Below are 23287 nucleotides of genomic sequence, written 5' to 3'. Positions count from 1 at the left end.
ACCCCGCCCGCACCCCGCCCGCACCCCGCCCGCACCCCGCCCGCCCGGGGGGCTCCAGCCCACTCACATTGTCCAGCGCAGGGATCCGCTGACGGAAGTGCCCCGTGACGGCTGTGGATGAAGCTCCCCGTGACGGCTGTGGATAAAGCTCCCCACGGCGGCTGTGGACGAGTCAGTGGACCGTCCCGAGGTCCGGTGTCCTGTCGGACCGTTCGACCACGACCACGGCGGCGTCGTCGGGCAGTCGGCCGCCCACATAGGAAAGAAGATCGTCGCGGAGGTGGCAGACCAGCGCCTCGGGATCGCCGTCCTGCCATGAGGCGAGGCGTTCCGCGAGGGGGTAGAACGCGCCGGACCGGTCCCGTGCCTCGATGACCCCATCCGTGTAGAGCACGAGCAGGTCCCCGGCACGGAACGGCAGGGTCTCCACGGCCTGGCCGGCCGTGACCAGGTCGGTCATCCCCAGCGGCGGGGCGGGGTCGGGAAAGCGCGGCTTGAGGACCCGTCGTCCGCGCAGTACGAGCGGTGGCGGGTGGCCGCGGCTGATCAGGCGCACCACCGGCTCGTCGTCGGGCACCTCGGCCACCGCGGCGGTGATGAAGAACTCCACGGCGTGCGGATACCCCGCGCTGCCGAGTTCGGCGAGGTTGCGGGCGACGCTCTCCTCCAAATGGCCGACGAGCGCGGGCAGGCCGGCACACCGGTGCGCGGCCTCGCGGAACGCGCACAGCACGACCGCGGCGTCGCTGATCGCCGCCAGCCCCTTCCCGCGTACGTCGCCGATCAGCAGCCGGCTCGCGCCGTCGGTGCGGGCGGCGGCGTACAGGTCGCCACCGATGCGGGCCTCGGCCGCCGCGGCGAGGTAGACCGACGCGACACGCAGCGGCCCGATCCGGGCCGGCATCGGGCGGAGTACGACGCGTTGCGCGGCCTCCGACACCGACCGGACCTGTGCGAGCTCCCGTTGACGCCGCTCACGGAGCAGGCAGTAGATCACCAGGAAACATATGATCAACACCAGGGAGGCGATCTGCACCTGGTGGTTGAGCGTGCTCAGCCCGCCGCGCAGCCGTCCGGCGAACAGCAACGCCAGTAGGGCCAGGAGCCCCGAGAGCCCGGTCATCCACGGCCCGCTGAACATGGCGGCCAGGGCCGGGGCCACCGCCAGCAGCGGGCCGAGGTGGACGTCTCTGGGCAGGAGGGCCTCGGCCACCACGATGGCCACGATGAACAGGATCGGGGTCAATCGCCACGCCTGGCTCGGTCGCCACGGTGAGCGGAAGAGGCCCTCGGACTCCCGACGATGCACGTGGACTTTCCTACCCCGGCACATCCTCCGCCGACCGTCGCCCGGCCCGGCCCACCGAGGGCCCGGCCCGGCCCCCCTGGTCATTCGACCTATATCGGGATGGACCACGACTCAAGTGGACGGAATGGCCCCAACGTCGCTCGCCGGGGTCGTAAGATCACGCGGATGTGACCAGAACGGTGCGCTTCCGTACGGACCGGACGGCACGGGTGTCGTCACACCCGGACCGGCGGAGCCACCCCGTACCCGACCCGGCCCGACGACCGTTCCTGTCCTAGTCCCCAGCCCGCGAGGATCTGATGGAGCAACAACTGTTGGTGGCAGCGGTGTGTTGCCTCGCCGTGGTCACACTCGTCGTCGTGGCCGTGCTGGTGCGGCAGCGTCGGACCACCAAGCGCCTGCGCAACCGGATCGGCATGCTCGAAAGCGGCACCGGCGTCCGCGAGAACGAGCTGGCCCACCTGGTCACCGCGCGCCTGCCCGCCCTGGTGCAGACCCTGAACGGCCGGTCGGTCGAGGTGCCCGGCCCGCTGAACCCCCGGCTCGGCGAGGTCCCGTACGGGCGGCACCTGGACAAGATCGTGGAGATGTTCTCCGAGTCCGGCGGCCGGGCCAAGGCGCGCGCCGACGAGTCGGCCAAGGCCACGCTGAAGGCGATGATGCGCGGCGTGCAGAGCCTGGCCAACGAACAGCAGCTGGCGATCTCCCGGATGCAGGCCCAGCACGATGACCCGGACGTGCTCGAGGGCCTGCTCAAGATCGACCACATGAACGCGCAGCTCGGCCGCCGTGCCCAGGTCAGCGCCGTGCTCTGCGGGTCCTGGCCGGGGCTGCAGCGATCCGCCTCCCCGCTCACCGACGTCGTGCGCGGCGCGACCTCCCGGATCCGCGACTACCTCCGGGTGCAGGTGCACTCCCAGGTGAGCGACGCCGTCGTCAGCCGCGCGGTGGAGCCGGTCGTGCTCGCGCTCGCCGAGCTGCTCGACAACGCGGCACGGCACTCACAGCCGAACACCCCGGTCGAGGTCAACTTCCAGCCGGCGCACAACGGGATGGCGATCGTCATCGACGACGCGGGCGTCGCGATGACCACGGAGGAGCTCAAGCGGGCCGGGCGCCTCCTCGCCGGCCGGGACACGGTGGACATCAACCGGCTCGGAGACCCGCCGCAGGTCGGGTTCGCCGTGATCGGCGTGCTCGCGGCCCGGTACGGCTTCAACGTGTCGGTGGACACGCGCTCCCCGTACGGCGGCGTGCGGGCCGTGGTCTTCCTGCCGACGGCGCTGCTGACCCGGATCGACGACCGTCCGAAGGCCGCGGCCTCCAAGACCGCTCCGGCCCCCCAGGAGGCGGTGCCCGAGACGGCCGACGCGGAGCAGAAGCCGTCGCTCACCGCGGGCGGCCTGCCACGCCGCCGCCGTGTGTCCGCCGAGGCGGTCTGGGCCACGGACGCGGCGTCGGAGCGCGCCGGGGTCCCGCAGCAGCGGGCTCCACGGCCGGGATCGGTACCGCCCGGCGAACCCGTCCGGCCGGCCCGGCAGACCGCTGCCGGCCTGGGCGCCTGGCAACGCGGCACCAGGTCCGGCCGCGCCACCGTCCCGCCCGACTCCGAAGGGAAATCGCCGGAATGAACGACGCCGCGACCAACAAGCTCGGCTGGATGCTCGACGATGCCCTCAAAATGCCGGAGACGCGTCACGCCGTGCTGCTCTCCGCCGACGGGCTGCTGATGGCCCACTCCGAGCGGATCAGCGTGGACGACGCCGAACGCCACGCCGCCGGCATGGCCGGTCTGCAGTCGCTCGCCCGGAGCGCGGCGGAGTTCTGCAGCCAGACGGAGACGACGTGGCGGCAGACGGTCACCGAGTTCGACGACGGGTACGTCTTCCTCGTCGCCGCGGGCCCGGGCGCGTACCTGGCGGTCTCGGCCACGGAGAACGTCGACATGGAGGCGGTGTCGTTCCGGCTGCAGGAGCTCGTGCAGCGCCTGGGCAAAGAGCTCAGCACTCCGCCGAGAGGTGATCTGGACGGCGTCCGGTGAGCCCGCCGCGGCACGAACGCGCGTTGGTTCGGCCCCACGTCGTCACCGGAGGCCGCGCGCATCCGACCCGCAACATCTTCGACCTGGTCACGCTCGTGATCGCGAGCCGTACCCAGGTCGCCGGGCTGAGCCCGGAAAAACGCAAGGTGATGGAGCTGTGCCAGGGCGGCGCACTCTCGGTCGCCGAAGTCGCCGCCCATCTCGCGCTGCCCGTCAGCGTCACCAAGGTTCTGCTGTCCGACCTCGTGGACAGCGGGCACATCGTGACCCGCGCGTCCGCTACCGAGCCCGACGAGCCGTCGGACCGTCTGCTCAGGGAGGTATTGGATGGGCTCCGCGCTCGTCTCTGACCGTTTGTACGTGCGTGAGAGTGTGCGCCACTCCGTGAAGATCCTGATCGTCGGGCACTTCGCGGTCGGCAAGACCACGCTCGTCGGAGCGCTGTCGGAGATCAAACCGCTGCGCACCGAGGAACAGATGACCCAGGTCGGCGAGTCCGTCGACGACCTGACCGGTGTGCCGGGCAAGACCACCACGACGGTGGCCATGGACTTCGGCCGCCTCACGCTCAGCGATGACCTCGTGCTGTACCTGTTCGGCGCGCCCGGCCAGGAGCGCTTCAAGGCGCTGTGGCACGACCTGGCGCGCGGCGCCCTCGGCGCGCTGGTGCTCGCCGACACCCGCCGCATCGAGGAGTCCTTCGACGTGATGACGCTCCTGGAGGAGCGCGGGCTGCCGTACGCGGTGGCGATCAACGAGTTCGACGGCGCGCCGATGTTCCCGGAGGACGAGCTGCGCGAGGCGCTCGACCTGCTGCCGACCACGCCCCTCATCACGTGCGACGCACGCGACCCGGCGTCCTCGACCCAGGCGCTGATCTCGCTCGTCGAGTACCTGATCGAGACCAAGAAGCGGGAGTCCGCGTGACCGCCGGTCCGTCCGAGGCCGGCGGTCCGCCACCTGGCTGCCCCGCGCACGAGGGCCGGTATCCGCTGTACCAGCTGGCCGACGAGGCGCCCGCCGTGTACGAGCGCCTGCGCGCGCGAGGTCCCGTCGTGCCGGTCGACCTGTCCCCGGACGTGCCCGCCTCCCTCATCACCGGGTACGACGAGGCCCTCGCGGTGCTGCGCGACCCGACGACGTTCCGCAAGGACCCGCGCGGCTGGCAGCAGACGGTTCCGGAAGACTGCCCGGTGCTGCCGCTGATGATGTACCGCCCGAACTGCCGGCTCGCCGACGGCGCCGCCCACAGCCGGCTGCGGCTGGCCGTCACCGACAGCCTGGACCGCGTCGACGTGTTCGCGCTGCGCGGGTACGTCGAGAAGAGCGCCGACGTCCTCATCGGCCGCTTCGCGGGCCGGGGCGCCGGCGACCTGGTCGCCGACTACGCCCGGGTGCTGCCGCTGCTGGTCTTCAACGAGATGTTCGGCTGCCCGCCGGACATCGGCGACCGTCTCGTGCTCGGCATGAGCGGCATCTTCGACACCGTCAACGCCAAGCAGTCGAACGAGATCATGCGGGACGCCGTCCTGGAGCTGGTGCGGCTCAAGCGGCGGGAGCCCGCGCAGGACGTGACCTCGTGGCTGGCGGAACACCCCGTGGAGCTCACCGACGAGGAGTTGATGCACCAGATCCTCACCCTCCTCGGCGCCGGTACCGAGCCGCTCCAGAACCTGATCGTGAACGGCCTGCGGCTGCTGCTGTCGGACGAGCGCTTCGCCGGTGACCTGTCGGGCGGCAACCTCCAGGTCGAGGACGCGCTCGATGAGATCCTGTGGACCGACCCGCCGCTCGCCAACTTCGCGATCACCTATCCGGGTGAGGACGTGGAGTTCCGCGGCGTGACGCTGCCGAAGGACCAGCCGGTCGTCATCAGCCTCGCCGCCGCGAACACCGACCCGGCCCTGGCCAGCGAGCACCGGGAGGGCAACCGCGCCCACCTGTCCTGGAGCGCCGGCCCGCACACCTGCCCGGCCCAGGGCCAGGCCCGCCTCATCGCCTCGGCGGCCATCGAGAAGGTCCTCGACGCCCTGCCGGACATGGAGCTCGCCGTGCCGGTGTACATGCTGAAGTGGCGGCCGGGCCCGTTCCACCGGGCGCTGCAGTCGCTGCCGGTCAACTTCCCGCCGGTGACGGCCGCGTCCGGAGACGCGGCTCCCGTCCGTACGGCGGCCACCACCGCTCCCCAGGAGGGCCTGGCCGCCGTCCTGGCCCGCAGGCCCGCGCACCGGCCCGAGCCGGGGTCACGGATGGGGCACGTCCGCCGCGCCACGCGGAACTGGCTCCGCCGCCTCTGACCCGCAGCCGTACGGACGCCGTGCGGTCAGAGCCGGCCAGGGCAGCGTGCCGGGCGACGGGTGGTGCTCAGCCGGCACCGAAGTCGCCGTGGCGGCCGCTGCCCTCCGCGAAGCGGGTGGCGCCCTGGCGGGCCTCGGCGTCCAGGGCGACCTGGCCGTGGCGCCATTCGTTCGCCATCGCGGTCTCCATCGGCAGGCCCGCCTGCTCGTAGGCGGACAGGCGGTCGTGGCGCATGCACAGCTGCGGGAAGCGGGCGATCTCCGCCGCCAGTTCCTCGGCGCGTTCTCGCGCCTGGCCGGTGGGGACCACGCGGTTGGCCAGGCCCAGGCGGGACGCCTCCCGCGCGTCGACCGGGCGGCCGGTGAGGATCATGTCCATCGCCGCGCTCAGGCCGATCAGGCGCGGCAGGCGTACGGTGCCGCCGTCGATCAACGGCACGCCCCAGCGGCGGCAGAAGACGCCGAAGACCGCGTCCTCCTCGGCGACGCGCAGGTCGCACCACAGGGCCAGCTCCAGGCCGCCCGCGACCGCGTGTCCGGCCACGGCGGCGATCACCGGTTTGGACGGCCGCAGCCGCGTCGGGCCCATCGGGCCGTGGTCGGACTCCTCCGGCGCGGCCACGTCGAACCGGCCCGCCGAGACCGCCTTCAGGTCCGCTCCCGCGCAGAACGTGCCGCCCTCGCCGTACAGCACCGCGACGCTCGCCTCCGGGTCGGCGTCGAAGGCGGTGAACGCCGCGTACAGCTCGGCCGCGTGCTCGGGATCGATGGCGTTGCGCACCTCGGGGCGGTCGATCACCACGGTCGTGACCGCGCCCGTACGCTCGACGCGGATCATCGGGTCCCCCGCTCGACGCCCGCCCAGAGCGGGTCGCGCAACGCGCGGCGGAGGACCTTGCCGACGCCGCTCTTGGGGATCGCCGAGACGAACTCCACCCGTTTGGGCACCTTGTAACCGGCGAGCCGGGCCCGTACGTGCTCGGTGAGCTCGGCGCCGGTCACCGTGACGCCCGGCCGGGGCACCACGAACGCCACCACGGCCTCCACCCAGCGTTCGTCCGGCGCGCCGACGACGGCGCACTCGGCCACGGCCGGGTGGGAGTGCAGAGCGTCCTCGACCTCCCGCGGATAGATGTTGTACGCGCCGCTGACGATCATGTCCGAGGTGCGGTCGACGAGGTACAGATAGCCGCGCTCGTCGAAGCGCGCCACGTCGCGGGTGCGCAGCCACCCGTCGCCCAGGAAGGTCGCGGCGTTCAGCTCCGGGGCGTTCAGGTAACCGGCCATCGTGAACGGCGCGCGCACCGCGATCTCGCCCGGCTCACCGTCCGCCACGTCGGCGCCGTGCTCGTCGATCAGCCGGATCTCAGCGTCCACCGACGGGTGCCCGCAGGACCCGAGCGGTGCGTCCGGCCCGACGTGGTCGGCGGAGGGCAGCACCGACAGGCACAGCGGCGCCTCGGTCTGCCCGTAGTACTGGCTGAAGATCGGCCCCCAGGCCGCCATCGCCTCCTCGATCACCGGGCGCGGCATCGGCGAGGCACCGTAGATCACCGAACGCAGGCGGCCGGTCTCGGCGGTGGCGCCCCCGGCGGCCAGCAGCATCTGGAGCATCGTCGGCACGAGGTTCGCGTGCGTGACGCCGTGGCGGGGGATCGCCGCGAGGTACCCCTGCGGGTCGAAGCCGTCGAGCACGGCCGCCTGCGCGCCGCGCAGCCAGAACGGCAGCACGAACGTGCCGCTCGCGTGGATCAGCGGCGCGGCGTGCAGCATCACGTCGTCGGCGGCCGGGCTGATGAGGTTGGTCATGATGTTGGCGACGATCGCGGCGTAGCTCGCCTGAGTGTGCTGCGCCGCCTTGAGCGTGCCGGTCGTGCCGGACGTGTAGAGAGCGAGGATCACGTCGTCGGGCCGGGCGGGCAGGCGCGGATCGGCCGCCGACGCCGCGTGCGTCTGCTCCAGCAGGTCCGCCAGACCGAGCGTGCGCAACCCGTCGAGGCGTTCGCGCAGCTCATCGGCGCGTTCCGCCAGCGCCGACTCGTGCACCAGCGTGCGCACGCCGGCGTCGGTGAGCATCCGCGCGTGCTCCTCCACCGACAGCCGGGCGTTCAGCGGCACCCGGCACGCCCGCGCCTTGAGGCACGCGAAGTCCAGCGGCACCGTCCAGAGCCCGTTGCCGAGCAGCAGCCCGACGCGTTCACCCGCCTCGACCCCCATTCCCAGGAGGACGTTGGCCATCCGGTTGGCGGCCTCGTCGACCTGGCGGAACGTCAATGACCGGTCGCCGTACCGGATCGCCACGCGGTCCCCGTGCCGGCGCGCTCCGGCCCTCACCATGTCGACGGTCAGCATCCATCCTCCTCAGCACCGGATGCGTACATCAAACCGTCCACACCGTCGCCGCACTACTCCGACGTGATCTCCGCGGAAGCGACCGCCGGTCCGTACGCAGCCGCGAAGGATGCGTTCACTGGGGTCGGGTGTGCCGACCCGGCCCTGCTCCAGCCGGACGTACCAGTCAACGCTCACGGCCGCGAGCTCGGCCACCGCAGCCCGGGTGTGGAGCCGCCCGTGAGCACGCGGCGGCACCGTCCAGAGCCCGTTGCCGGGCGGCGGCCCGGCGCGTCGCGCCTACCGGCCGGCGCGGGTGAGGTGCGCGTGCAGCAGCGTGGCGAACTCCTCCGGCCGCTCGGCGTACGGGAAGTGCCCGGTGCCGGTCATGACCCCCTCCTCGTAGTCGCCGTACCGCTCCAGCACCCGGCGGGTCTGGGCGATCATCGGCTGTGCGGGGAAGACCTCCTCACCGGGCCACCCGGGGACCATGCCGAGTGCCCCAAGGTGCCCCAGATCGGTCATCGCGCCGTCGGAGACGATCGCGTCCCGGTCGCCGCGGATCCACAGCACCGGCGCCCGGCAGCCCGACTCGGGCAGGTCCTGCCAGCCGAAGTACTTCGGCGAGATGGCATTGAGCACGCCGCGGGTGCCGGGCGCGGTACCCGGCCAGTGCGGCGAGGGCGTGGCGTCGCCGGGGTAGTGGTCGTCGCCGGTCCGCGCGCCGAGGATGCCCGCCAGAAGCTCATCCTCGTTCCGTACCGCTCCCGGCTCGGAGAAGTAGAGCGTGCGGACCACGTTGCGCGGCGACAGCGGGTCGGCGTCGGTCCGGTCGCCGGCCTGGATCGCCGCGACCAGACCGGGGTTGGCGGTGCCGCCGCCGGATCCGGCGAAGTCGGGTGCGCACGGCGTGCCGTCACCTCGCGTGCCGCCATAGCCGTACGGCGAGACGGGCGCGACCAGGGTGATGGTCCGGACCCGGCCGGGATGCCGGGCGGCCAGGTCCATGACGATGCCGCCGCCCATCGAGTGGCCGACCAGGTGCACCGCGCCGAGGCCGAGGTCGTCCAGCAGCGCGACGAGGTCGTCCCGGAAGTCGCCGACGCCACGGGTCGCGTCCACCGGCTCGGGTCGGCCGTTGCCGAATCCGCGCAGGTCGGGTGCGATGCCGCGCAGACCGGCCGGGAGCAGGCCGAGTTGCTCCCGCCAGGCGGATCCGTCGGAGAGGTTGCCGTGCACGAACAGCACGGGTACCCGTACATCCATCGCCACTCCATGACGCAGTAGATCAATCCCGACAAATTAGCCCGATGGATCACCTCCCAGATAGGGCGGCGGCCGTCGAGATCGTTCCCGGGAAGGCCGGGGCCGGGCCGTCGCGGGGTACGGAAGAGCGTGGAAACCGCAGGTGAGAGCCCCGGCGCGACATCGCGACGTACCGCACGGGGGATACGCGTCCGGGGGGAGCAGATGTCGGAGGCAGGCAGGCCGCTGGGGCTCTCCCGGACCGTCAGGAGAATCGTCTGGTCGGCCGTTTTCGCCGGGTTCGTCGTGGGCGGCCTGTACGCGGTCATGGGGCTGATGGGCCAGGGCACGCGTCTTCTGTCGCCCGTGGTGTTCGTCGTTCTCGTCCTCGTCGGCCGGCCGCTGGCGGTGCTGGGCGGCCGTACCCGCCTCTCCGGCGGCGACATCGCCGCCCGGCGGCCTCCGCTGTGGCGTGTCGTCCCGTGCTCGCACGTCGGCCTGGTGAAGGTCCGGCGTGGGCTGCTCCTGGAATGGCCGGTCCTCTGCCTGCGCGACGGCAGCCTGGTGGAGCTCGCGGCGCCGACCCGGTTCTGGTTTCTTCCCGACCCGGAGTTCGACCGTGGCCTGGACGCGCTGTGCGCCTACGTCCGTGGGCACGCGGTCGCCGTGCCCCGGCATCAGTGGAGCGTGCCCCGGCTGGCCGCCGGCCCGCTGCTCATCGCGGTCGCGGTCGCGCTCGTGCTCATCGACCCACCGTGGGCGAGCGACGCCTGGCCGCTGCGCCAGCACGCCCGGCGCCTCCCCGACGCATGCCGGATGTTCGACGCCCAGGCGCGGGTGCTGCTGCCGGGGGCCGTGGTGGACCGGATGCTCAGCCGCAGTGACGACGACCCGCACGTCGCGCGGCACACGTGTCTGTGGAACTCCACTCGCCTCGCGGCCGACGGGACGACGCTCGTCGACATCGGGCGGCTGAGCGTCGCGATCGAGCTGGAGCACGGCATCGGGCGGATCAGCGACGCCGAGGAGGCCCACCGCGACTTCCAGCGGGAGACGCGGATCGAGGCCGGCGAGTACGAGACGAGGATTTCGCATCTGGGCGACGAGGCCGAGCTCATCGACATGAATCCCGATGCGGATCTCGCCTGGGTCGCCGTCGCCGCGCACCGGGCCAACATCGAGGAGAAGATCGACCTGATGTACCGGGACCGGTCGCGCGAGCGGGAGGCCGCCAAGGCCGCCGAGCGGCTCGCCCGGCTGGGCCTGTCGGAGATCCACTTCCACCGAACGTAGCGGCCGGTCATCCACAGGCTGTGGACGACCGAGACTGGCGAGCGGGATGGAAGAGGATGTCCGCGCAGGACAGAGCCATGAGACGTGAGGGCCACTCTCCGGCCAAGTCGCTGACCGGGAGGCGCTTGACCGGCTACCCCTGGTAGTCGGTGCGTTCACTGGAGTCGCCTGCCTCCCTCGGCTGCGGGTCCGCCGGAAAGGAGGCCGGGAGATGCCGTGTACGCAGCCTGCGGAGCGGTACTGAGATGGTGCACGGCGGCGTGGTGCTGGCCGGAGTGGACGGCACCGACTCGGGGCGCGTCGCACTGCAGACCGCCGCGGCCGAGGCGGTGTCGGGCGGGCTCCGGCTCGTGGCCCTGCACGTACGCCGGACGCCCCGGCCGCTGGAGCTGATGGCCTGGGAGGCCTATCCGCTGGCGGAGCAGTGGCGGGACGAGCTCGAGCTGGAGGCCTGGCTGCAGTGCGCGCTCCTGCTCGCCGACCTGCCGCTGGAGTGGGAGTACACGGTCGTCGACGGCGAGCCGGCCCAGGCGCTGCGCTCGCATGCCGCGGACCGGCACGCCTGCGCGGTCTTCGTCGGCTCGCGCATCCGCACGGGCTGGGCGGCGCGCCTCCATCGCTGCCCGGCCCTGGACCTGGAGCGCCGCTCGCCCTGCCGGGTGCGTGTGGTCCGCTTCCCCGACGTGCCGAACACCGTGTGAGGCTCAGTGGGTCGTGTGGGCGGGGGAGAGCCGGACACTGCTGATGGTCATCGGCGTGCCGGTGAACGCGCAAAGGTAGATCCGCGGCTTCTCGGCGACGGATACCGAGTACACCTTGCCGGGCGGCAGCAGCACGTACCAGACGGAGGCGTGCGGACCGACGGTGATGGGGCCGGAGCCGATCCGCCACAACCCGAGGTGCCCTGCCGACCACAGCGGGGTCATGAGCAGGAAGTAGCCGTCCTGGGATCGGGTGGCGAGGTAGAACGCGCACCAGGGCAGGACGGTGGCGGCGGGGCCGAGCCGCTTGATGAAGAGCGCGAAGGCCGCGAGCAGGCCGAGTTCGAGGAGCATGCTGCCGTAGGAGTAGAAGTCGAGGCGGCTGCTACCGGCCGTGAGGTAGTACGGGATGTCCGTCGCGCCCTGGCCGTGGAGGATCGCCCCCTGGGTGAGCGGGAGGAGAAGGCCGGAAAGCCAGGCCTTCGGATCCTGGATGATGAAGTAGGCGTTGATGAGCAACCAGGTCAGCGATGCGATGCTGGTGTACGGGGCGACCACGGCCAGCGCGGACCGGTGGCCTGTTTCGCCGCGCCGTACGAGGTAGCCGCCCACGATCAGGAACGGGGCGAGGAACCACGGCAGTTGCTGGGCGGCGCAGGCGGCGCCCAGACAGACGGCGCGCAGCACCCCGTACCGGCCGAGACGACCGCCCGCGCCGGTGGCCGGCCAGCGAACGACGGACGGGATCAGCAGGGGGCCGGGAGCAGCCACCGCAGGACGACGGTTCCGGCGATCAGCGCGCCCGTGGCCAGTGCGGTGACCGCCGCCGCGCTGTGCATGACGGCGTAGAAGGGCGCGGCGAGCACGACGGCCAGCGGCGGGTAGGCGTAGGTGTAGTCCGCCCCGCCCGACATGGTCTTGGTGACCGCGATCGGACCGTGGAAGATCGAGGGCCACGGCTGACCGTAGATCGGATGCCCGCCCAGGAACTCCCGCGTGGCCCGGGCGGTCAGCGCGGCCTCGTCGGTGCCCGCGTACCTGCACAGGACGAGCACGATCGCCACCATGAGCACGGCCAGATCCACCCGGGCCAGGGCCCTGCGCCTTCGAACGACGAGAGTGAGGACGCCGAGGATCAGGATGGCCGCGTAGCAGGCCGAGATCACCGCCGCGACCGGCGGGTGGGACGACACCGCGCTCGTCCACGCCCCACGGGTTCCGATGAACAGGCTGATCGTGGCGAGCAGCGCCATCCCCCGGTGCCACCGCGGCGGGGCCGCGGCCATCGGCCGGCCCACATCCGCCGTCGTCAGGGGAGGGTCCGGAGGCCGGGTCGCCCGGTCGAGCCTCGCGGCGCCGTGAGACGACTCACTCATACCGGTGACCCCCTGTTCTTCGCGCCGCAGGTCACGGCTGGGCAAACCAGGAATAGGAGATATCTACAAGGTTGTAGATTATAGGCCGGGGTGCCGGAGGCAGAGAGGGCGATGCCCAGATGAGAAGCGACAGCGGCCTGGGTCGCGTCCTGGTGATCGTCCCGACGTACAACGAAGCGGACGACATCACCGTCGTGGCGGGCCGGCTGCGCGCCTCGGTTCCGGAGGCGCATCTGCTGATAGCCGATGACAACAGCCCGGATGGCACCGGAAAGATCGCCGATGAGATGGCCGAGTCGGACGGGCACATCCACGTCATGCATCGCCCGGGCAAGCAGGGGCTGGGCGCGGCCTACCTGGCCGGTTTCCGCTGGGGCATCCAGCACGACTATGACGTGCTGGTGGAGATGGACGCGGATGGCTCGCACCGCCCGGAGGAACTGCCACGGCTGCTGACCGCGTTGGAACGGGCCGACCTCGTACTGGGATCGCGTTGGGTGACGGGCGGTCGGGTGGTCAACTGGCCGAGGTCCCGCGAGTGGCTCTCACGCTGCGGCAGCGCGTATTCACGCTTCATGCTCCGGTTGCCGGTCCGCGACGTGACGGGCGGCTACCGTGCCTTCCGGGCCGGCGCACTGACCGGCCTGGACCTGGACGAGGTGCGGTCGCAGGGCTACTGCTTCCAGGTGGACCTGGCCAGGCGCGCCGTCAGTGCCGGGTTCCGTGTGGTCGAGGTGCCGATCACGTTCGTCGAACGAGAGCATGGGGTCAGCAAGATGAGCCGGGCGATCGTCGTCGAGGCGCTCTGGCGCGTCACCGTCTGGGGGCTGACGTCCCGGCTGGGGGCGCGACGAGCCGGGTGAACGGCCCCCGCACCCGCTCGACGTCGCCCGAGAAGGTCCCGAGCGTGGGCGGCGATCAGGCTCGCGGGGACAGCGAGGCGGCCAGCGCGCGCACCGCTTCGAGCCGCGCGGGGTCGGCGAGCGCCGAGCCCAGCGAGACGCCGGCCGCACCGGCGTCCAGGTACGTCCGCGTGTTTCCGGCGTGCATGCCGCCGGTGGCGACGAACCTCGCGTCGGGGAAGGGCCCGTGCATCGACCGCAACCAGCCCGGCCCGAGGTCGGAGGCCGGGAACATCTTCAACCAGCCGAGACCGAACGCCGTGGCGCGTTGCACCTCGGTCGCCGTCGCTACGCCCGGCAGGTGGGGCAGCCCCGCGTCGATCGATGCCTCTGCCACCTCACGGTCGAACCCGGGGGCCACCGTGAACGCGGCACCGGCCTCGGCGGCCCGCCGTACGTGGTCGACGGTGATCACCGTGCCGGCGCCCACGGGCATGCCCCGCGCCGCGCCGGCGTCGACCGCCGAGGACAGCGCGTCGAGCGCCGCCGCCGACTGGATCGGCACCTCGACGAGGTGCACGCCGATGTCCCATGCCAGTTCGGAGAGTTCGACCGTCCTCACGGTGTCGAAGCCGCGCAGGATCGTCATCAGCGGCAGCGGCGCGAAGTGCGCCGCGAAGAAGGCGGAGCCGTCGCGTTCGGCCGCCCGGCTCATGATCGGACCTCGCGGAGGGCGCGGAGATGACTCGCGTCGACGTGATCCGCGGTGGACCCGAGGGCGAGCGCGGCCGTGCGGTGCCCGAGGCGCAGACAGGCGCCCGGCGGGGCGCCGGCGAGCAGAGCGGACAGGTATCCGGCGGCGAACGCGTCTCCGGCGCCGACCGGCTCCACCACCTCGACCTTCTCGGCGGGCTCGAAGTGGCGGCCCGTCTCGTCGAAGAGCGTGGCCCCCACGTCGGCGTCCTTGACGATGAGGCGGGCCGGCCCGCCGATGAGGTCCCGTACGTCGTCCGGCGAGGCCGTGCCCCACAGGACGGCCGCCTCGTCGAGCCCGACCAGGACGATGTCCGCCCGGCGCGCCGTGTCGAGGAGGGCGGTGGACGCCTCGCCCGTGTTCCACAGGCCGGCGCGGTGATTGACGTCGAAGGCGCGGACTCCGCCGGCCTCCCGCGTCCGGTCGAACAGGACGGACACGGCCTCGGCGCAGGAGGCCGAGAGCGCGACGGTGACACCCGAGGTGTAGGCGAGAGGGCCGGCCGACAGGTCGACGGCGTCCAGATCCCGCGGGCTCAGGCGTGAGGCGGCGGAGCCCGTCCGGTAGTAGTAGACGTCCGTCTTCTCCGGCGCCGGGTCCTTGAAGTAGACGGCGGTCGGGGCTCCCGGGTCGCGGACCACCGCCCGCGTGCCGACCCCGGAGGCCGCTATCTCGGAGACGATTCTTTCGCCGAGCGGGTCCGCGCCGACACGGCTCACCCAGGTCACCCGGTGACCGAGGTCCGCGAGGTACTGCGCCGTGTTCGACTCGGCGCCCGCCACCCGCAACCAGGCCTGTGTCGCCTCGCGCAGCGGTGTGGACGCCGCCGGGGTCACGAGCACCATCGACTCGCCGAGACACACGATGCCGGGCGCCGGAGCGCGAGCGGAGCGGGAATCCGGTACGTCGTCGACGTTCGTATCGCCCATCGGGAACCCCTGTGATGCGACTGTGCAAATCATGCACACCCTGTGCAGATTCCTCGCACAGCAGCATACTGATCCGGCCTCCGGCACGATCGCACGCCGAGGGAACCGCGATCCGCCTCCTCCAGCCTGGACCTTGAGACGCCCGGTTCCGGTAGGAACGCGAACGGCGTCCGGCCCGCATGCGGGCCGGACGCCGTTCTCCTCGATCCTTCGCCGGTCAGGCGGACGGCGTGGCGGGGCCCTCGCCCGCGCCGGTCTCCTCGATCGCGGCGGCGATCTCGTTCAGGTCGGCCTGGGTCAGCTCCAGGTCGGCGGCCGCCAGCCAGCCGTCGACCTGGTCCGGGCGTCGGGCGCCGACGATCGCGCCGGTCACGCCGCTCCAGGCCAGGGTCCAGGCGACCGCCACGGCGGCGGGCTGGACCTGGTGCCGCTTCGCGACGGGCACGAGCGCGTCCGCCAGCGCGAGGTTGGTGTCGAGGTTCGTGGTGAAGTCGGGGCTGTGCCGGCGCCAGTCGTCCTCCGGCAGCCTCTCGACCCGCTCGCGGGAGAACGCGCCGGTCAGCAGGCCCGCCTGCATCGGCGAGTAGACGATCACGCCGGTGCCGTGCGCCTCGCACCAGCCGATCTCGGCGGCGGCCGAGCGGTGGATCGCCGAGAACGGCGGCTGGAGCGAGTCGACGTGGCCGACCTTCTCGGCGGCCTCCAACTGGTTCAGGTCGTGGTTCGACAGGGCCGCGGCGCGGATCTTGCCCTGTTCCTTGAGGTCGAGGAGCGTCTGCCAGTACCCCTCCAGCGGTGTGCCGTCCTCGGCCGGCCGGTGCATCTGGTACAGGTCGATGCGCTCGACACCGAGGCGGCGCAGCGAGTCCTCCACCTCGCGGCGGATCTCGGCGCCGGTCCGCCGCGCCGGCTTCCGGCGGTCGGCGGGATCCCAGACCAGACCGCACTTGGTGAAGACGTACGGCCGGTCGGCCTCGGGGATGTCCTTGAGCGCCTGGGCCACGACCTCCTCGGAGTGCCCGAGCCCGTACACGGCGGCGGTGTCGATCCAGTTGACACCCTGCTCGACGGCGTACCGGATCGCCGCGACCGACTGCGCGTCCTCCTGCGGCCCCCAGGCGAACGCCCAGTCGCCGCCGCCGATCGCCCACGCCCCGAAGCCGACGCGCGTGATCCGCATGTCGGTCGTGCCGAGCTGTTTGGTGGGAAGTGCCATGGTTCTCCTCAGTGAAGGTAGATCAGGCGGCGTCGAGCTCGGCGAACTCCTCGGGGGTGAGTTCGAGGTCGGCGGCCCTGGCCGAGTCGCTGATCGTCTCGGGGCGGCTCGAACCGGGGATGGGAATCACGACCGGCGACTTGGCGAGCATCCACGCCAGCGCGACCTGCTGGGGGCTCACCCCGCGCGCCTCTCCGATCCGGGCGAACGCCGTGTGCTTACCGCCCAGGTCGCCGGCCCTGGGGATGCCGCCCAGCGGACTCCACGGCAGGAACGCGACGCCGAGCACGTCGCACAGGCGCAGCTCGTCCTCGCTGCTGCGGAAGGCGGGGGAGAACTGGTTCTGCACCGACACGAGGCGTCCGCCGAGGATCTCGTTCGCCTCCCGGATCTGGCCCGGGTCGGCGTTCGAGATGCCGGCCATGCGGATCTTGCCCTCGTCCAGCAGGTCCCGGAGGGCGCCGATCGAGTCGGCGTACGGCACGGACGGGTCCGGCCGGTGGTGCTGGTAGAGCCCGATCGCCTCGACGCCGAGGCGTTTGAGCGAGGCGTCGCAGGCCCGCTTGAGGTAGGCGGGCGAGCCGTCGAGCCCCCAGGAGCCGTCCCCCGGACGTGTGTGGCCGCCCTTCGTGGCGACCAGCACGTTGGAGGTGTCTCCGCCGTACGTGGCCAGCGCCCGCGCGATCAACGACTCGTTGTGCCCGATGTCGTCGGGGCCGAGGTGGTAGGCGTCCGCGGTGTCGATGAGTGTCACGCCCGCGTCGAGCGCGGCGTGCACCGCGGCGATCGAACGGCTCTCCTCAGGGCGTCCCTCGATCGACATGGGCATGCCCCCGAGACCGATCGCGCCGACCTGGACGTCACCGATTCGGCGAGTACGCATGTGACAAGACCTCCAAGATGGCGTGCGTCAGGGCTGCAGCCGCCGGCGGGCACGGGCCCGGTGTACGGGCCGACGGCGCGGCTCTTCGGGCCGCGCGGGCGCGCTGATCGGCGGCTGTCGTCAACAGCCTCTCTGCACGGCTTCCCCGTGTCCAACAGAAAAAACCGATGGAATCAAGCAGCCGGAGTGATGAATCGCCGAACCGGTCCGCTCCCTCGAACGTCAGGCGCCCCCCTGCCGGTCCACGGCAGGCGGCGGTCCCCGGTCGCGATGCCAGTCTTTTGACTTTTTACGCTGTTTACCTTTTTTACGATTACTTTAGGTATGAGGTGCGTCACGTCGGCTATTTGGGTTGCTTTTCCGGTATTCGACTGCTCTAGGGTTGGCAACCGATATCCCCGCACAGCAAAGGAAATCGGGTTGAACAAGGTAAAAGCGGCTCTCGTGGCCTCGTCCGTGGGGCTGATCGTGGCTGGCGTCGCGGGCTGCGGATCCGACCACGCCGCCACCGCCCATGTCGCCTCCGCCCAGAAGTCCACCGGAAACCAGCCGGTCGTCGCGCCGCAGTCCGTTCAGAGCAGTGCGGTCAAGCGGGTGAGCTTCCGGTGCAAGTCGCCGGCGTCGGAGTTCCTCAACATCTCGTACAAGCCGGCGTGGGACACGAAGTTCTATTTCAACAACCACTGCGCGCAGAAGCGGCGTATCACCATCACGCAGTCCGGATGGCCGGGCTCGCACAGCTTCACGGTGAATCCCCGCACCAAGGGAAACAAGACCTATTACATGGGGCACAACTCTTCGATTCACGTCACTTCGTCCTGACGTATTCGGGCGGCCCCGGGCTGACGGCGCCGCTCCGTGCGACGGCCCCCGCCGTGCGCGACCGGTCACGGCCTCGGCATCGCGAACCGGACTCCGCTCACGGCGGGGCTCCCGCTCTGGCCCTTCGGCCCGGCCGGACGCGCCGGCGGAAAGAACCGGATGAGATCAAGCAGTTAGAGTGATGAATCGTGGAACTGCGTCATCTGGAGTACTTCGTCGCCGTGGCCGAGGAACGCCACTTCACGCGTGCGGCCGAACGCCTGCGCCTCGCGCAGTCCGGGCTGTCCGCCTCGATCCGTTCCCTCGAACGTGAGCTCGGCGCCCCGCTGTTCGTCCGCAGCACACGGCGGGTCGCCCTCACCGAGGCAGGACGCGCGCTGCTCACCGAGGCCCGGCGTACGCTCGCCAGCGTCGCGGCCGCCCGCAGCGCGGTCGCCGCCGTCCAGGGCCTGCTGCGCGGCACCGTGTCCATCGGCACCGAGCAGTGCCTGGCCGTCATCGACCTGCCCACGGCGCTGTCCCGGTTCCGCGCCGTGCATCCGGGCGTGGAGGTCCGGCTTCGCCAGGGCGGCTCGTCCAGGCTGCTGGAGGAGGTCCGTACGGGCGGTCTGGACCTGGCGTTCGTCGCGCTGTCCGGCGGGCGCGCGCCGGCCGGGGTCGGGCTGACGCCGCTGACGGCCGAGCCGATGATGCTGGTGTGCCACCCCGGCCACCCGCTCGCCGCGCGCGAGGTGGTCGACTGGTCCGCGCTGGCGGACGAGATCTTCGTCGACTTCCATCCCGACTGGGGCGCCCGGCAGGTCACCGACCGGGCGTTCGGCGCCGCGGGTCTCGCACGGCACGTGGCGGTGGAGGTCAACGACGTGCACAGCCTCCTCGACTTCGTCGCCGCCGACCTGGGCGTGGCCCTGGTGCCGCGGCCGATCGCGTACAAGAAGAACAAGAAGGTCGTCGCGGTGCCGCTGCGCGCGACGGCTCCGGAGTGGGTGGTCTCGGTCGCGGTCCCGTCCAACGGCCCGGCCAACCCGGCGACGGACGCCCTGCTCGCCATCGCCCACGAGTCCGCCTCCGCCGACCGCGCCGCGCCCACCCCGATCTGACGCCCGGGGACGGCACCGGAGCCGTCAGCGCCGCGGCTTCTCGCGGAACACGACCCAGCGCATCACGGCGTACATGTAGACCGCCTCGCACACCGCGGCGGCGACGCGGGCGACGTGGTACTCCAGCCCCAGCTCGGCCAGCCCCGTGCCCACGCCGAGGATGAACGCGCCGTAGTTGATCGCGATCGCCACCAGGTAGACCGCGACCTGCGGTCCGACCGGGCCGTGTGAGCGGAAGTTGACGGCGCGGTTCAGCAGGAAGCTCAGCCCGAACGCCAGGAGATAGGCCGACGTGACGGCGAGCGGCAGTGGCCAGCCGAGACCGCCGCGGAACACCGTCAGCAGCGCCAGGTCCACGCCGAACGTGAACCCGTTGATGATCGCGAAGCCCAGCAGGCTCGGCGGCACCAGGCGAGAGAGGCCGAACGGCAACCGGCGTACGAGCGCGGCGGTGAACGCGTGGAACCGATGTCGCCGGGTGGCCGAACCGGCGATGACCTCGACGACCATGGTCTCCCTGCCGTGCGGATGGTCCGGGCCTGCTGCCGGGCGTCAGGTGACGATGGCCCAGACCTGGACGTCGCGGTGTTCGCCGTCGACGTGGAAGGCCTTGCGATGGGTGCCCTCGTGCGTGAAGCCGAGGCGCCGGGCGGCGGCGATGCTCGCCTCGTTACGCGGATCGCACAGCCACTCGACCCGCGTCATCCCGCGCACGTCGAGCGCCCAGTCTATGAGGACCCGGCCGGCGCGGGTGATGAGGCCGCGCCCCCACGCCTCCGGAGCGAGCCAGGCGCCGATCTCACAGACGCCCTGGGCGGCGTCGAACGTGCGGTACACCAGTTCGGCGTCGTCTCCGAGCCCCCGGTTGAACACTCGAACCTCCGATGTCGGATCTCCCGCGACATACCGTCGCATCGCCGTGGCCGACCCTCTGACCCGGGTGCCCCGAGCCGCGTACGGGGGACGAAGAACGCCCGGACCTTCCCATCCCGGCGGTACGGGGCCGAGGGTTCAGGCGGATCCGCCTGGATCGTCGGTCTCTCCTCGGGGGTCCCGTGGCGCCACCGCGGCCAGGACCGGCTCGTCCGCCGCGGAATCGGGGGAGCCCACCAGGGAGCCCTCCCGGCGGGGCAGCAGCAGGGGCGTGGCCAGCAGGAGCACGCCCGCGATCCCGATCGCGACGCGGGGGCCGGTCAGCCCGGCCAGCAGCCCCCACAGCGCGGCCAGCGCCGCGACGGTGGCGTTCTTCGTGACCGCCCACGCGGACAGCACCCGGGCGACGCGGTCCGTCGGCGCGAGCTCCAGCCGCCGGGTGGCGAGCACCGGGTTGTACACGCTGATGCAGGTGATCAGCCCGAGCTCGACGGCCATGACGAGGATCAGCCCGGGGACTCCGGGCCGGATGAAGGCCAGCCCGACCGGCCAGCACGCGGCCAGCGTGCCGGCGACCAGCACGACCTTCCGCCGACCGTACCGGGCCACGAGCCGGCCGGACAGCCGGGAGCCGATGAGCCCGCCGGCGCAGGGGCCCGCGAAGGCCAGGCCGAACTGCCAGGGAGCGAACCCCAGGCGGCCGAGCATGAGGACGGTCAGCAGCGGCTCGGTCGCCAGGATCAGGCCGCCGACCAGGCTCGAGTTGAGGAACAGCGCGCGCAGCTCCGCGTGGGCGAGGATGTACCGCCACCCGTCGAACAGGTCGCGGGCGCGCGGGCGCGCCGCCTCGGGCCGGGCGGGCCGTGGTTCGTCGCCGCCGATCGCCCGGATCCCCAACGCCGACAGCAGATAGCTGACCGCGTCGGCCATCACCGTCGTCACCGGGCCGAGCAGCCCGATCGCGACTCCGCCGAGAGGCGGCCCGAGCATGGTCGCGGTCCACGTGGTGGACTCGAACCGCCCGTTCGCGACGAGCAGGTCCTCCTTCGGCACGAGGGCCTTCAGGCACGCGCCGCTCGCCGACCGGAACGCGATGTCGGCCGCCCCGACGACGATCGACACGACGAGGAGCTGGACGAAGGTGAGCAGGCCGAGCGCGTACGCGGCCGGGACGCTCAGCATCGCCGCGAACCGGACCAGGTCCGTCGCGACCATCACCGGCCGCTTGCGGCGGAACTCCACCCAGGGGCCGAGCGGCACCGCCAGCACCGCGCCCACCGCCATCCCCACGGCGGCCAGCGCGGACACCTCCGGCGGCCCGGCGTGCAGCACCCTGACCGCGATCAGCGGGAACGCGTTGAACGCCAGCCACGTGCCGACCGTGCTGACCGCGAACGCCGCCCACAACCACCGGAACTCCCGGCCCAGCGACCGCCTCATCCCGACCTCCCCGTGGCATCGACCGAGGCGATCCAACAGCGAGAGACCCGTCGGCATCAAACAACCGTGCGATGTAGGGCCACAGCCGCCGGTTGTGCGGCCCGCTCATTCGGGGCGTCCTGCCGATGAGACGCAGGTCCCCCGCGCCACGACCAACGGGTTCGGCGTTCAGCCGTCGGTGAATCCGGCGGACGCGTGTCATCGCGTCGGACAGGATCGAAGACGACGTAAGGAGGCCTCATGCGTGTCGCGGTCCTGGCCGACATCCACGGCAATCTCCCCGCGCTCGAAGCGGTGCTCGCCGAAGTCGAGGCGTGCGGAGCCGACGCGATCGTGCTGAACGGCGACATCGCGACCGGGCCGATGCCCGCCGAGACGCTCGACCGGCTGGCCGCGCTGGGCGAGCGCGCCGTCTGGGTCCGTGGCAACGGCGAACGCGAGGTGGCCGACGCCTTCGACGGCACGCTCGCCCCCGGGCCGCCCGACGTGGTCCGCCAGACGGCGGAGTACTGCGCGACCCGGCTGGAGCGGCGGCACCGGGCGCTGCTCGCGGACCTGCCGCTGTCCGTCACGCTGGAGGTCGCCGGGCTGGGAGCCGTACGGTTCTGCCACGCCACCGCGCGTGACGACGCCGAGTTCGTCCTCGTCGACTCGCCCCTGGACCTCTACCGCGAGGCGTTCGCGGGCACGGATGAGCCGACCGTCGTGCTCGGCCACACCCACATGCCCTTCGACCGTCTCGCGGACCGTCGCCGGTTCGTCAACCCGGGCAGCGTCGGCATGCCGTACGGCGCGGGCCCCGGCGCGCACTGGGCCCTGCTCGGACCCGACGTGGTGCTGCGGCACACGGCCTACGACGCGGCGGACGCCGCACGAACGTTCCGCGCCGAGGCGCCGGGCTATCCGGGCCTCGCCGACTTCATCGCGGAGAACCTGCTGAGCGTGCACTCCGACGCCGAGGCCCTGGCGGCCTTCTCCGGCGCGGCCGGGTCCTGACGGCCGCCCTCCTCGCCACGCCGTCGGACAAGGTTCGCATCCCGGTTACGCGGGGTTGCGACGCCGGTCGGCCGCCCAGGTGATCGTACGAGGGTGGGAGGCGTCAGAGTGGTGCGGCTGGCCAACGCCATCGCGCCCCATTCCGGTGGCCTGCGGACCGCCCTGCGGGAGCTCGGCGCGGGCTACGTGCGGGCCGGGCACGATCCGGTGCTGATCATGCCCGGCCTGCGGCCCCGTGACGAACAGACCGAACAGGGACGGGTCATCACGGTCCCCGGCCCGCTCGTGCCCGGTACCGGCGGCTACCGCGTCATCACCGCGCGCCGGTCGCTGCGGCGGCTGCTGGAAAAGCTGGAACCGGACCGGCTGGAGGTCTCCGACCGTACGACGCTGCGGTGGACCGGAGAGTGGGCGGCCGCGCACGGTGTCCGGTCGATGATGGTCTCCCACGAGGGGCTCGACGGGCTGCTGCGCCTGCTCGGGCCGCCCGGACTGCCCGCGGAGCGGCTCGCCGACCGGATGAACCGCGCCAGCGCGGAGTCCTACGACGTCGTCGTCTGCACCACGAAGTGGGCCGCCGCGGAGTTCCGCCGGCTCGGCGTGCCGAACCTCGTCCGCGTGCCCCTGGGCGTCGACCTGGGCTCCTTCTCACCCGACCGGCACGACGCGGCGCTGCGGTCCGCGCTGACCGGGGACGGTGGACCGCTGCTGGTCCACTGCGGCCGGCTGTCGCCGGAGAAACGGCCCGACCGGCCGATCGACGCACTGGCCGAGCTGCGCCGCCGGGGCGTGCCGGCGACGCTCGTCGTGATCGGCGACGGGCCGCGGCGGCGATCGCT

The 23287-nt window shown here is 72.2% G+C and carries 25 protein-coding genes; 12 read left to right on the top strand and 13 right to left on the bottom strand.

Annotated elements, in window-relative coordinates; genetic code table 11:
• Positions 1-172 precede the first annotated feature (172 nt).
• Positions 173-1246, bottom strand: coding sequence for a PP2C family protein-serine/threonine phosphatase (locus ACFFNX_RS13590; protein ID WP_378200431.1), 1074 nt, complete (start codon positions 1244-1246; stop codon positions 173-175).
• 380 nt (positions 1247-1626) lie between these two features.
• On the opposite strand from ACFFNX_RS13590, the gene ACFFNX_RS13585 reads away from it, so the two are divergent.
• The 5 genes from ACFFNX_RS13585 to ACFFNX_RS13565 are packed head-to-tail and all read left to right on the top strand — an operon-like array spanning position 1627 to position 5647.
• Positions 1627-2940, top strand: a complete 1314-nt coding sequence (locus ACFFNX_RS13585; RefSeq protein ID WP_378200428.1) for an ATP-binding protein — start codon at positions 1627-1629, stop codon at positions 2938-2940.
• Positions 2937-3350, top strand: a complete 414-nt coding sequence (locus ACFFNX_RS13580; protein ID WP_378200425.1) for a roadblock/LC7 domain-containing protein — start codon at positions 2937-2939, stop codon at positions 3348-3350. Before ACFFNX_RS13585 ends, ACFFNX_RS13580 begins: the two co-directional genes overlap by 4 nt.
• The gene (locus ACFFNX_RS13575) at positions 3347-3700 is read left to right on the top strand and encodes a DUF742 domain-containing protein (RefSeq protein ID WP_378200422.1); all 354 of its coding nucleotides are present in this window, start codon (positions 3347-3349) and stop codon (positions 3698-3700) included. The genes ACFFNX_RS13580 and ACFFNX_RS13575 overlap by 4 nt, the downstream gene beginning before the upstream one ends.
• Entirely contained in the window at positions 3678-4277 is a 600-nt protein-coding gene (locus ACFFNX_RS13570) for a GTP-binding protein (protein ID WP_378200419.1), read from the top strand. The genes ACFFNX_RS13575 and ACFFNX_RS13570 overlap by 23 nt, the downstream gene beginning before the upstream one ends.
• On the top strand, positions 4274-5647 hold the full coding sequence (locus ACFFNX_RS13565) for a cytochrome P450 (protein ID WP_378200416.1): 1374 nt from the start codon (positions 4274-4276) through the stop codon (positions 5645-5647). Before ACFFNX_RS13570 ends, ACFFNX_RS13565 begins: the two co-directional genes overlap by 4 nt.
• A gap of 67 nt (positions 5648-5714) precedes the next feature.
• Here the strand turns inward: ACFFNX_RS13565 and ACFFNX_RS13560 are convergent, their stop codons facing one another.
• The 3 genes from ACFFNX_RS13560 to ACFFNX_RS13550 form a co-directional block, all read right to left on the bottom strand.
• Positions 5715-6485 (bottom strand): crotonase/enoyl-CoA hydratase family protein, encoded by a 771-nt coding sequence (locus ACFFNX_RS13560; RefSeq protein ID WP_378200413.1) that lies wholly within the window; start codon positions 6483-6485, stop codon positions 5715-5717.
• Positions 6482-7999, bottom strand: a complete 1518-nt coding sequence (locus ACFFNX_RS13555) for a class I adenylate-forming enzyme family protein (RefSeq protein WP_378200410.1) — start codon at positions 7997-7999, stop codon at positions 6482-6484. The genes ACFFNX_RS13560 and ACFFNX_RS13555 overlap by 4 nt, the downstream gene beginning before the upstream one ends.
• A gap of 279 nt (positions 8000-8278) precedes the next feature.
• On the bottom strand, positions 8279-9244 hold the full coding sequence (locus ACFFNX_RS13550) for an alpha/beta fold hydrolase (protein WP_378200407.1): 966 nt from the start codon (positions 9242-9244) through the stop codon (positions 8279-8281).
• Positions 9245-9448: 204 nt separating this feature from the next.
• On the opposite strand from ACFFNX_RS13550, the gene ACFFNX_RS13545 reads away from it, so the two are divergent.
• Complete coding sequence (locus ACFFNX_RS13545; RefSeq protein WP_378200404.1) at positions 9449-10516, top strand: hypothetical protein; 1068 nt, start codon at positions 9449-9451, stop codon at positions 10514-10516.
• Positions 10517-10761: 245 nt separating this feature from the next.
• Positions 10762-11217: a universal stress protein gene (locus tag ACFFNX_RS13540; protein ID WP_378200401.1), complete on the top strand. Its 456-nt coding sequence runs from the start codon at positions 10762-10764 to the stop codon at positions 11215-11217.
• A gap of 3 nt (positions 11218-11220) precedes the next feature.
• Here ACFFNX_RS13540 and ACFFNX_RS13535 read toward each other — a convergent pair whose 3' ends face one another.
• Complete coding sequence (locus ACFFNX_RS13535; RefSeq protein ID WP_378200398.1) at positions 11221-11988, bottom strand: hypothetical protein; 768 nt, start codon at positions 11986-11988, stop codon at positions 11221-11223.
• Positions 11964-12593 carry a hypothetical protein gene (locus ACFFNX_RS13530; protein WP_378200395.1) on the bottom strand — a complete coding sequence of 210 codons (630 nt, stop codon included), beginning with the start codon at positions 12591-12593 and terminating at the stop codon, positions 11964-11966. Before ACFFNX_RS13530 ends, ACFFNX_RS13535 begins: the two co-directional genes overlap by 25 nt.
• A 119-nt stretch (positions 12594-12712) precedes the next feature.
• Between ACFFNX_RS13530 and ACFFNX_RS13525 the strand changes: the two genes are divergently transcribed.
• Positions 12713-13456 (top strand): polyprenol monophosphomannose synthase, encoded by a 744-nt coding sequence (locus ACFFNX_RS13525; protein ID WP_378200392.1) that lies wholly within the window; start codon positions 12713-12715, stop codon positions 13454-13456.
• A gap of 55 nt (positions 13457-13511) precedes the next feature.
• Here the strand turns inward: ACFFNX_RS13525 and ACFFNX_RS13520 are convergent, their stop codons facing one another.
• The 4 genes from ACFFNX_RS13520 to ACFFNX_RS13505 form a co-directional block, all read right to left on the bottom strand.
• Positions 13512-14150 carry a bifunctional 4-hydroxy-2-oxoglutarate aldolase/2-dehydro-3-deoxy-phosphogluconate aldolase gene (locus tag ACFFNX_RS13520; protein ID WP_378200389.1) on the bottom strand — a complete coding sequence of 213 codons (639 nt, stop codon included), beginning with the start codon at positions 14148-14150 and terminating at the stop codon, positions 13512-13514.
• Entirely contained in the window at positions 14147-15118 is a 972-nt protein-coding gene (locus ACFFNX_RS13515) for a sugar kinase (protein ID WP_378200386.1), read from the bottom strand. The genes ACFFNX_RS13520 and ACFFNX_RS13515 overlap by 4 nt, the downstream gene beginning before the upstream one ends.
• Positions 15119-15335: 217 nt before the next feature.
• Entirely contained in the window at positions 15336-16334 is a 999-nt protein-coding gene (locus ACFFNX_RS13510) for an aldo/keto reductase (RefSeq protein WP_378200383.1), read from the bottom strand.
• Positions 16335-16356: 22 nt separating this feature from the next.
• On the bottom strand, positions 16357-17217 hold the full coding sequence (locus ACFFNX_RS13505; protein ID WP_378200380.1) for an aldo/keto reductase: 861 nt from the start codon (positions 17215-17217) through the stop codon (positions 16357-16359).
• A gap of 456 nt (positions 17218-17673) precedes the next feature.
• Between ACFFNX_RS13505 and ACFFNX_RS13500 the strand changes: the two genes are divergently transcribed.
• Both ACFFNX_RS13500 and ACFFNX_RS13495 read left to right on the top strand, forming a co-directional pair.
• The gene (locus ACFFNX_RS13500) at positions 17674-18039 is read left to right on the top strand and encodes a hypothetical protein (RefSeq protein WP_378200377.1); all 366 of its coding nucleotides are present in this window, start codon (positions 17674-17676) and stop codon (positions 18037-18039) included.
• A 188-nt stretch (positions 18040-18227) separates the two neighbouring features.
• Positions 18228-19139: a LysR family transcriptional regulator gene (locus tag ACFFNX_RS13495; RefSeq protein ID WP_378200375.1), complete on the top strand. Its 912-nt coding sequence runs from the start codon at positions 18228-18230 to the stop codon at positions 19137-19139.
• Between the two features lie 24 nt (positions 19140-19163).
• Here the strand turns inward: ACFFNX_RS13495 and ACFFNX_RS13490 are convergent, their stop codons facing one another.
• The 3 genes from ACFFNX_RS13490 to ACFFNX_RS13480 form a co-directional block, all read right to left on the bottom strand.
• Positions 19164-19649: a GtrA family protein gene (locus tag ACFFNX_RS13490; RefSeq protein WP_378200372.1), complete on the bottom strand. Its 486-nt coding sequence runs from the start codon at positions 19647-19649 to the stop codon at positions 19164-19166.
• 42 nt (positions 19650-19691) lie between these two features.
• Positions 19692-20012, bottom strand: a complete 321-nt coding sequence (locus ACFFNX_RS13485; protein WP_378200369.1) for a GNAT family N-acetyltransferase — start codon at positions 20010-20012, stop codon at positions 19692-19694.
• Positions 20013-20150: 138 nt separating this feature from the next.
• Positions 20151-21452 carry an MFS transporter gene (locus ACFFNX_RS13480; protein ID WP_378200366.1) on the bottom strand — a complete coding sequence of 434 codons (1302 nt, stop codon included), beginning with the start codon at positions 21450-21452 and terminating at the stop codon, positions 20151-20153.
• Between the two features lie 240 nt (positions 21453-21692).
• Between ACFFNX_RS13480 and ACFFNX_RS13475 the strand changes: the two genes are divergently transcribed.
• Positions 21693-22448: a metallophosphoesterase family protein gene (locus ACFFNX_RS13475; protein WP_378200363.1), complete on the top strand. Its 756-nt coding sequence runs from the start codon at positions 21693-21695 to the stop codon at positions 22446-22448.
• A gap of 93 nt (positions 22449-22541) precedes the next feature.
• The coding region (locus ACFFNX_RS13470; RefSeq protein ID WP_378200360.1) for a glycosyltransferase at positions 22542-23287 on the top strand (746 nt) is incomplete at its 3' end.

This window comes from Actinoallomurus acaciae, from assembly GCF_042429965.1.
Lineage (GTDB): Bacteria > Actinomycetota > Actinomycetes > Streptosporangiales > Streptosporangiaceae > Actinoallomurus > Actinoallomurus acaciae.
This window is presented reverse-complemented; position numbering and strand designations above follow the sequence as displayed.

What these genes read in the sequence shown, in the direction of transcription:
- ACFFNX_RS13555 (WP_378200410.1), bottom strand. Translation starts at nt 7,999, where the DNA reads ATGCTGACCGTCGACATGGTGAGGGCCGGAGCGCGCCGGCACGGGGAC.
- ACFFNX_RS13580 (WP_378200425.1), top strand. Translation starts at nt 2,937, where the DNA reads ATGAACGACGCCGCGACCAACAAGCTCGGCTGGATGCTCGACGATGCC.
- ACFFNX_RS13550 (WP_378200407.1), bottom strand. Translation starts at nt 9,244, where the DNA reads ATGGATGTACGGGTACCCGTGCTGTTCGTGCACGGCAACCTCTCCGAC.
- ACFFNX_RS13520 (WP_378200389.1), bottom strand. Translation starts at nt 14,150, where the DNA reads ATGAGCCGGGCGGCCGAACGCGACGGCTCCGCCTTCTTCGCGGCGCAC.
- ACFFNX_RS13545 (WP_378200404.1), top strand. Translation starts at nt 9,449, where the DNA reads ATGTCGGAGGCAGGCAGGCCGCTGGGGCTCTCCCGGACCGTCAGGAGA.
- ACFFNX_RS13475 (WP_378200363.1), top strand. Translation starts at nt 21,693, where the DNA reads ATGCGTGTCGCGGTCCTGGCCGACATCCACGGCAATCTCCCCGCGCTC.
- ACFFNX_RS13540 (WP_378200401.1), top strand. Translation starts at nt 10,762, where the DNA reads ATGGTGCACGGCGGCGTGGTGCTGGCCGGAGTGGACGGCACCGACTCG.
- ACFFNX_RS13505 (WP_378200380.1), bottom strand. Translation starts at nt 17,217, where the DNA reads ATGCGTACTCGCCGAATCGGTGACGTCCAGGTCGGCGCGATCGGTCTC.
- ACFFNX_RS13530 (WP_378200395.1), bottom strand. Translation starts at nt 12,593, where the DNA reads ATGAGTGAGTCGTCTCACGGCGCCGCGAGGCTCGACCGGGCGACCCGG.
- ACFFNX_RS13490 (WP_378200372.1), bottom strand. Translation starts at nt 19,649, where the DNA reads ATGGTCGTCGAGGTCATCGCCGGTTCGGCCACCCGGCGACATCGGTTC.
- ACFFNX_RS13570 (WP_378200419.1), top strand. Translation starts at nt 3,678, where the DNA reads ATGGGCTCCGCGCTCGTCTCTGACCGTTTGTACGTGCGTGAGAGTGTG.
- ACFFNX_RS13480 (WP_378200366.1), bottom strand. Translation starts at nt 21,452, where the DNA reads ATGAGGCGGTCGCTGGGCCGGGAGTTCCGGTGGTTGTGGGCGGCGTTC.
- ACFFNX_RS13515 (WP_378200386.1), bottom strand. Translation starts at nt 15,118, where the DNA reads ATGGGCGATACGAACGTCGACGACGTACCGGATTCCCGCTCCGCTCGC.
- ACFFNX_RS13560 (WP_378200413.1), bottom strand. Translation starts at nt 6,485, where the DNA reads ATGATCCGCGTCGAGCGTACGGGCGCGGTCACGACCGTGGTGATCGAC.
- ACFFNX_RS13525 (WP_378200392.1), top strand. Translation starts at nt 12,713, where the DNA reads ATGAGAAGCGACAGCGGCCTGGGTCGCGTCCTGGTGATCGTCCCGACG.
- ACFFNX_RS13510 (WP_378200383.1), bottom strand. Translation starts at nt 16,334, where the DNA reads ATGGCACTTCCCACCAAACAGCTCGGCACGACCGACATGCGGATCACG.